This window comes from Lentzea sp. NPDC058450 (assembly GCF_042721395.1).
Classification (GTDB): domain Bacteria; phylum Actinomycetota; class Actinomycetes; order Mycobacteriales; family Pseudonocardiaceae; genus Lentzea.
Genome location: NZ_JBHXLO010000025.1, coordinates 142,500 through 149,201, shown reverse-complemented (window position 1 = coordinate 149,201; position 6,702 = coordinate 142,500). Strand labels below are relative to the sequence as shown.

The following is a 6,702-nucleotide window of genomic DNA, read 5'->3' as shown; positions in this document are numbered from 1 at the left end:
CGCTCATCGGCCGGAAAAGGCCGGGCTGAAAAGCGCCCGGCCGAGCTCGAGAAGCTAGCACCTCGCACCCAAAGTCAAGCCCCAATCGCCATGCGTGGGCGGAACCGGCTCTCGGAGTGGCATCAGCCCGTTCGGGCTCGCCTTCGGCATCGCGTGCCAGGCCTCGTAGGTGGCTGGCTTTGCGTTGACGGCTGTCCGGTTGAGTTCGCGCGCCTGGCCAAGACGGTGGTCGCCTTGCGTTCGCGACTGCGGTTGAGTGGTGGTGTCAGGGCTTGCGGGCCTCGACCAGGAACCGTTCTGACGTCGACACGAACTCGCCGTGTTCCTCGATGTGTTCGTGCATCGCGCGCAGACGGTCGCGGTAGGCCTCCACCGTGAAGCCCGGCACGGTCCACAGCACCTTGCGCAGGAAGTGCACCACCGCGCCGACGTCGAAGAACGCCACCCGCAGCGACACCGGTTCGAGTTGGAGCACCTCCAACCCGGCTGCTTCGGCGTCCGTACGGGCGGTCGCTGTCGACCTTGCCTGGCTCACCGGTTGCGGGCCCATCATGAAGTCGGTGAGCTCGCGGTTGGTGCCTGCGCCGATCTGCTGCGAGAAGTAGGTCCCGCCCGGCTTCAGCACCCGCGCGATCTCGCTCCATGGTGTGAGGACGGGGTGCCGGGAGATCACCAGGTCGAAGGTCGAGGCGCGGAACGGCAGCGGGCCGTCGTCCGGTGCCCGCACCACCAGCGGCAGGTTTCCCGCCGCCACCAGGGCGTTGGGCGGCCAGGACTCGGTCGCGGCCATCAGCGGCGGCAGGACGGGCGCGGAGGCCGTGACCTCTCCTCCGCCGGTTTGCAGGTCCAGGGCTGATGAGACCGCTCTCAGGCGGTCGGCGATCTGGTTCGCGTAGCCCCACGGCGGGCGTTGCTCGGTGGCTCGTCCCGCGAACCAGCCGAAGTCCCAGCCGTCCAGCGGGACGGCCTCGCCTTCGGCTACGAGCGTCTCGAAAGTCCCCATGGGAGCGAATGTCATCACAGAAGTACCGGGTGGGCCACCGAGATCGGCGGCACCTGCCCTGGGCGCTGAGACGCCGCGTCCCTGGTTCGTCTCGCGCTCGGCGGGGCAGGTGCCGCAGGGGGTTACAACGACCGAACGGCCGCTTGGTTACGCCCTAGGACGCAACACAAGCACGGCCGTTCGGCCTACAGTCGGGTTGTCACTCTCTTGAGGGAACCGATCGGGTGCTTCAGGCTCCGCGGTAGTTGCCGAAGCTCCAGCGGTTGCCCTCGGGGTCGGCGACGGTGAACCCGCGCGAGCCGTAGTCCTCGTCGCGCAACCCGCGGATCTCCGTTGCTCCGTTCGCCAACGCCTGCGCGTGCAGCTCGTCGGGCCGGTCCGTGACGACGTAGACCGAGGCCTGACCGGCCCTGGTCGCCTCGACCTCGCCGACCGACCGCACGACGGACCCGAGCATGACGCCGCCGCCCTCGGGCCAGACCATCTCGCAGTGCACGACCTCGCCGTCGCCCTCCCCCGGCACGACGAGATGTTCCTTGAACCCGAACGCCTCCACGAGGAAGCGGATCGCGCCGGGTGCGTCCTGATAGGACAGTGTGGGCCAGCAGGTGGGCGGTGGTGTGCTCATGAGGACAACTCTGCGCCCTGCCCGCCCTCGCTGCCTTGTACGAATGGAAGCTCGGCCGCGATCCACTCCGTCGGGGTCGCCCCGCAGAGCGCCCGCCAGTCCCGGTTGAAGTGCGCCTGGTCGGTGTACCCGCAGGCCGCGGCCACCTCGGTCAGCGTGGGCCGCACCTCCCCGCGCAGCATCCGGTTGGCCCGCTCGAACCGCATGACCCTGGCCATCACCTTGGGCGTGAGCCCGTACTCGACGGCGAACCGCGCGCTCAGGTGCTGCCGGCTCCACCCGACCTCGGCGGCGATCTCCGCGACCGGCGCCCCGGCCGCCAGCCGCTGCCACGCCCACGCCACCTCGACCTGCTGGCGCACCGGCCGGACCATCGCGCCGAACAGCTCGTCGAGGAGCGCGAACCGGTCGAGCCACGTGGGCGCGTCCTGCACCCGTTCGCGTAGGCCGGCCGGTGCGTCGAGGGCGTCGAGACCGACGGTGGTCGCGCTCAGCCCCCCGGCCGGCATCCCGAACAGGGCCCGCAGGCCCAGCGGCGTGAGGTCGCACTGCACGCCGTGCTGGAACCCGTCGTGCGTGATGAGGACGGCCTCGTCGTGCAGGCCGCCGCACAACGTGGCGAACCGGCCCTCCGGCAGGTCGACCGTGCCGTCCAGCGTGACCACGAGGGTGAGCGACCGGGACGGCAGGCCGCGGTGCACGCCGGGTTCGGTCCGCATCCGGTACCCGGAGTAGCGCGTGACGAACGGCCGCAGCCGCGGGTGCGGCAGACCGATGACGTGCTCGACGTCCACGAGCCCGATGCTAGAACAACTCTCCCAGGATCAGCAGCCCAGCGCCGATGGGCACCAGGTCGGCGCCGAACTCCGTCACGCTCACGTCCACTTCGGGCATCGCCCGCAGGTAGAGGTCGGGCGACGCGAGCACCTTCCGTCCACTCAGGACGATCTGGTCGAGGTCGAGCAGCTGCACCAGGTTCGTGACCGCCGCCGCGATGACCCGGGCCGCGTCGACGCCCGTGGTGGCCGCGTGCACCGCCTCGATGCAGCCGCGCCGTCCACAGACGCACAGCGGGCCGTCGAGCTGGATGGTCGTGTGGCCGAACTCGCCGGCGCCTGACCGCGTGCCGCGATGCACCTCCCCTCCGAGGAAGAGGCCCACGCCCAGACCGGTGCCCACGAAGACGAGTGCGGCGTCCTGCAACGGCCTGCGCCACGCCTCGGCCAGCACGGCGGCGTTGGTGTCCTTGTCGACGACGACGGGCAGGCCGAGCCGTTCGGAGACCAGCGCGCGCAACGGCACCGCGGACCAGCCCGGCAGGCCGTTCGGGGACACCACGCCGTCGCGGAAGTCGAGCGGACCGGCGATGCCGATGCCCAGGCCCAGCACCTTCGGGTCCGGCTCGACCAGCGGTTCCAGCGCGGCGAGCACGTCGGACGGGGTGAACATCGGCGGCAGCGGCACGACGGACGACGACACCGGCTCGCCGGTCAGGTCGAGCTTCACGACCCGCAGCTCGTCGCGGTCGACGTAGGCGCCGTACGCGAACGCGCCATCAGCCACCAGCCGCAACGAACGGCGGGGCTTGCCGCGACCCCCGTCGCGCACCGCGCCCGTCTCCTCCAGCAGGCCCGCCGCGATGAGCCTCGCCACGATCTTCGAGACCGCCTGCGGGGTCAGCTCGGCCTGCTCGGCGATGGAAGCCCTGCTCAGGGCACCTGAGCGGACGAGCCGGAGCACGGTCCGGTCGTTGTGCGAACGCAGCGAGGTGAGGTCCACGGTCGCAATTATTCAACAGCGTTGCTTTAATCGGAAGCATGACAAGGGTCGGACTTCTGGGCTACGGCATCGCGGGGCGGGTCTTCCACGCGCCGCTCATCACCTCGACCGAGGGCATGGACCTCGTCGCGATCGTCACGGCGAACCCGGAGCGGCAGGCGCAGGCCCGCGCCGCGCACCCGGACGCGAAGATCGTCACCGCCGACGAGCTGTTCGCGCTGGACCTCGACCTGATCGTCGTGGCCACGCCGAACCGGACGCACGTCGAGTACGCCCGGAAGGCGATCGACCGGGGCGTCGCGGTCGTGGTGGACAAGCCGTTCGCGCCGTCGTCCGCCGAGGCGCAGGACCTCCTGGACGCCGCCCGAGCCGCGAACGTCCCCCTGACGGTCTTCCAGAACCGCCGCTGGGACAGCGACTTCCTGACCCTCCGCGAGATCGTCGGACAGCTGGGCGAGGTGCGGCGCTTCGAGTCGCGGTTCGAGCGCTGGGTGCCGGAGATCTGGGACAACTGGCGCGAGTTCGGCGACCCCGCGGAGGCCGGCGGCCTGCTCTACGACCTCGGCGCGCACCTCGTCGACCAGGCGCTGGAGCTGTTCGGCCCGGTCAAGTCCGTCTACGCGGAGCAGGACCGGCGACGCCCCGGCGCGCAGGTCGACGACGACGTGTTCGTGGCGTTGACGCACGAGAACGGCGTGCGCTCGCACCTGTGGGCGAGCGCGCACGCGGCGAACTACGGGCCGCGGTTCCGGGTGCTCGGCAGCGAGGGCGCGTTCGAGATCGACGGCCTGGACGAACAGGAGGACGCGCTCGCCGCCGGACGCCGCCCGGCCGACGGGAACTGGGGCCGCGAGACCCGCACCGGACGGCTCGGCGTGCTCGACGAGACGACCGAGATCACCGTCGAACCCGGTGCGTACCAGCACTTCTACGCCGAGCTGGCCGCCGGGCGCGTCCCGGTCGACCCTGCCGGCGCCATCGCCTCGCTCCAGGTCATCGAGGCCGCTTTCCTGTCCGCACGCGAGAACAAGGTGGTCGAGCTGTGAGCTCAGAAGAACTCCTCGCCCAGGAGCGCAGGCTCCAGTTCACCCGGTTCGGCAACGACGTCGCGATCGACCTCGGCCTGCACCTGCTCGACGCCGCCCGCGAGCAGGGTCTGCCGATCGCGATCTCGGTGCAGCGCAACGGGCACCGGCTCTTCCACGTCTCACTGCCCGGCACCGCGCCGAACAACGACAGGTGGCTCGAGCGCAAGGCGCGTGTCGTCGAGCTGTTCGGCCACAGTTCGTTCTACGTTGGGGAGACGTTCCGCGAGAAGGGGACGACGTTCGAGGCGGAGTCGCGGCTCGACCCGGACCTCTACGCCGCGCACGGCGGTGTGTTTCCCGTCATCCTTCGGGGGACAGGCCCCGTCGGCACCGTCGGAGTGTCCGGACTCCCCCAGGCGGAGGACCACGCGTTCGTCGTCGCCGAGCTGGAATCGTTCCTGAACTCGCGCGACGCGTAATAACTCGAATAGTCGTTGGTACAAATTGACAGCCACCACTTCGAGTGGATTTCGGTCCACTCGAAGTGGAGTCACATAACATCGGAACCAGTGCGGACAATGCGCACGAAAGAGTGATCCTACTGGTCCAAACGAGTGCTCGATTCCATCGATCCGAGAATAATGATCAGTCACCCACCTGCCGATACAACTGCCGTTGCGTGAGGCAGCAGTTGTACGCTCTGTAGCGCCGACAGGCCTAAACCACCCACCCGAATGTCGCCTTTTTGGCCCCTTCACAGTTCTCAACAGCGCGAACTAACGTCCGTTCCGGCTTATCGGATTGGTCCATTAGCGCATTGAGATAGGTGGGTACCGGTTGTGACTGTGACGGATTCTGACCTCAATGAGGGCCGTCAGCAGCTGAGTTTGGGCACGGCCGCCGCACGAAATCTGGCCACTACCACCAAGTCCGTCCCGCAGATGCAGGGAATCACTTCCCGCTGGCTGCTCAAGGTGCTGCCCTGGGTGCAGGCCGCGGGTGGTGCGTACCGCGTCAACCGCCGTCTCACCTACACGCTGGGCGATGGCCGCGTCTCGTTCACGAACATCGGCGCGGAGATCCGCGTCGTGCCCCTGGAGCTCACCGAACTGGCTCTGTTGAAGGGCTTCGACGACGAGGAGGTGCTCTCCGCGCTGGCCGGCCGCTTCACGCAGCGGGAGTTCGGCATCGGCGACGTGATCGTCGAGAAGGGCCGCCCGAAGGACACCGTCGTGCTGATCGCGCACGGCAAGGTGGACAAGATCGGCACCGGTGAGTACGGCGGCGACACCGTGCTCGGCAACCTCGCGGACGGTCAGTACTTCGGGGAGACCGTCCTCGCGGGACCGCAGGGCGAGTGGGAGTACACGGCCAAGGCCGTCACCCCGGTCACCGTGCTCACGCTGTCGTGGGAGGACTTCCAGGCGCTCAACGGGGAAGCGGGCGGCCTGCGAGCGCACATCCAGCAGACGTTCAACAGCCGCAACAAGCCGCAGGACGAGCACGGCGAGGCCGAGATCGGACTGTCGTCCGGTCACGACGGCGAGCCGATCCTGCCCGGCACGTTCGTCGACTACGAGCTCTCGCCGCGCGAGTACGAGCTGAGCGTCGCGCAGACCGTGCTGCAGGTCCACAGCCGCGTCGCCGATCTCTACAACCACCCGATGGACCAGATCGAGCAGCAGTTGCGGCTCACGATCGAGGCCCTGCGCGAACGCCAGGAGCACGAGATCGTCAACAACCGCTCGTTCGGCCTGCTGCACAACGCGGACCTCAAGCAGCGCATCCACACCCGGTCCGGCCCGCCCACCCCGGACGACTTCGACGAGCTGCTGTCGATCGTGTGGAAGGACCCCGGGTACTTCCTCGCGCACCCGCGCACGATCGCCGCGTTCGGCCGTGAGCTCAACAAGCGCGGCCTGTACCCGCAGCACATCGACTTCAACGGCCAGCAGGTGCCGGCGTGGCGCGGCATCCCCGTGCTGCCGTGCAACAAGATCCCGGTCTCCGACACCCGCACGTCGTCGGTGATGCTGATCCGCACCGGCGAGCAGAACCAGGGCGTCATCGGCCTGCACCAGACCGGCATCCCGGACGAGTACCAGCCGGGCCTGTCGGTGCGGTTCATGGGCATCAACGACCAGGCGATCATCAACTACCTGGTCAGCGCCTACTACTCGGCGGCCATCATGGTGCCGGACGCGATCGGTGTGCTGGAGCACGTCGAGCTCGGTCGCGAGGGCTAAGGCGTTGGCGTCCTTCAC

7 protein-coding genes are annotated in these 6,702 nt (G+C 69.0%); 3 read left to right on the top strand and 4 right to left on the bottom strand.

Annotated elements, in window-relative coordinates; genetic code table 11:
• Positions 1-265: 265 nt before the first annotated feature.
• From ACFWNN_RS32080 to ACFWNN_RS32065, 4 genes are all read right to left on the bottom strand, one after another.
• Positions 266-1,003 carry an SAM-dependent methyltransferase gene (locus ACFWNN_RS32080; protein WP_382443680.1) on the bottom strand — a complete coding sequence of 246 codons (738 nt, stop codon included), beginning with the start codon at positions 1,001-1,003 and terminating at the stop codon, positions 266-268.
• Between the two features lie 229 nt (positions 1,004-1,232).
• Positions 1,233-1,631, bottom strand: a complete 399-nt coding sequence (locus ACFWNN_RS32075) for a VOC family protein (protein WP_382443679.1) — start codon at positions 1,629-1,631, stop codon at positions 1,233-1,235.
• The gene (locus ACFWNN_RS32070) at positions 1,628-2,425 is read right to left on the bottom strand and encodes a helix-turn-helix domain-containing protein (RefSeq protein WP_382443678.1); all 798 of its coding nucleotides are present in this window, start codon (positions 2,423-2,425) and stop codon (positions 1,628-1,630) included. The genes ACFWNN_RS32075 and ACFWNN_RS32070 overlap by 4 nt, the downstream gene beginning before the upstream one ends.
• A gap of 10 nt (positions 2,426-2,435) precedes the next feature.
• Positions 2,436-3,410, bottom strand: coding sequence for an ROK family protein (locus ACFWNN_RS32065; RefSeq protein ID WP_382443677.1), 975 nt, complete (start codon positions 3,408-3,410; stop codon positions 2,436-2,438).
• 38 nt (positions 3,411-3,448) lie between these two features.
• Here ACFWNN_RS32065 and ACFWNN_RS32060 point away from each other — a divergent pair, with 38 nt between their 5' ends.
• The 3 genes from ACFWNN_RS32060 to ACFWNN_RS32050 all read left to right on the top strand — a co-directional run bounded on the left by ACFWNN_RS32060 (position 3,449) and on the right by ACFWNN_RS32050 (position 6,684).
• A complete protein-coding gene (locus ACFWNN_RS32060; RefSeq protein WP_382443676.1) occupies positions 3,449-4,456 on the top strand; it encodes a Gfo/Idh/MocA family oxidoreductase in 1,008 nt (335 codons plus the stop codon).
• Positions 4,453-4,917, top strand: a complete 465-nt coding sequence (locus ACFWNN_RS32055) for a heme-degrading domain-containing protein (protein ID WP_382443675.1) — start codon at positions 4,453-4,455, stop codon at positions 4,915-4,917. The genes ACFWNN_RS32060 and ACFWNN_RS32055 overlap by 4 nt, the downstream gene beginning before the upstream one ends.
• A gap of 360 nt (positions 4,918-5,277) precedes the next feature.
• Positions 5,278-6,684, top strand: a complete 1,407-nt coding sequence (locus ACFWNN_RS32050) for a family 2B encapsulin nanocompartment shell protein (RefSeq protein WP_382443674.1) — start codon at positions 5,278-5,280, stop codon at positions 6,682-6,684.
• Positions 6,685-6,702 lie beyond the last annotated feature (18 nt).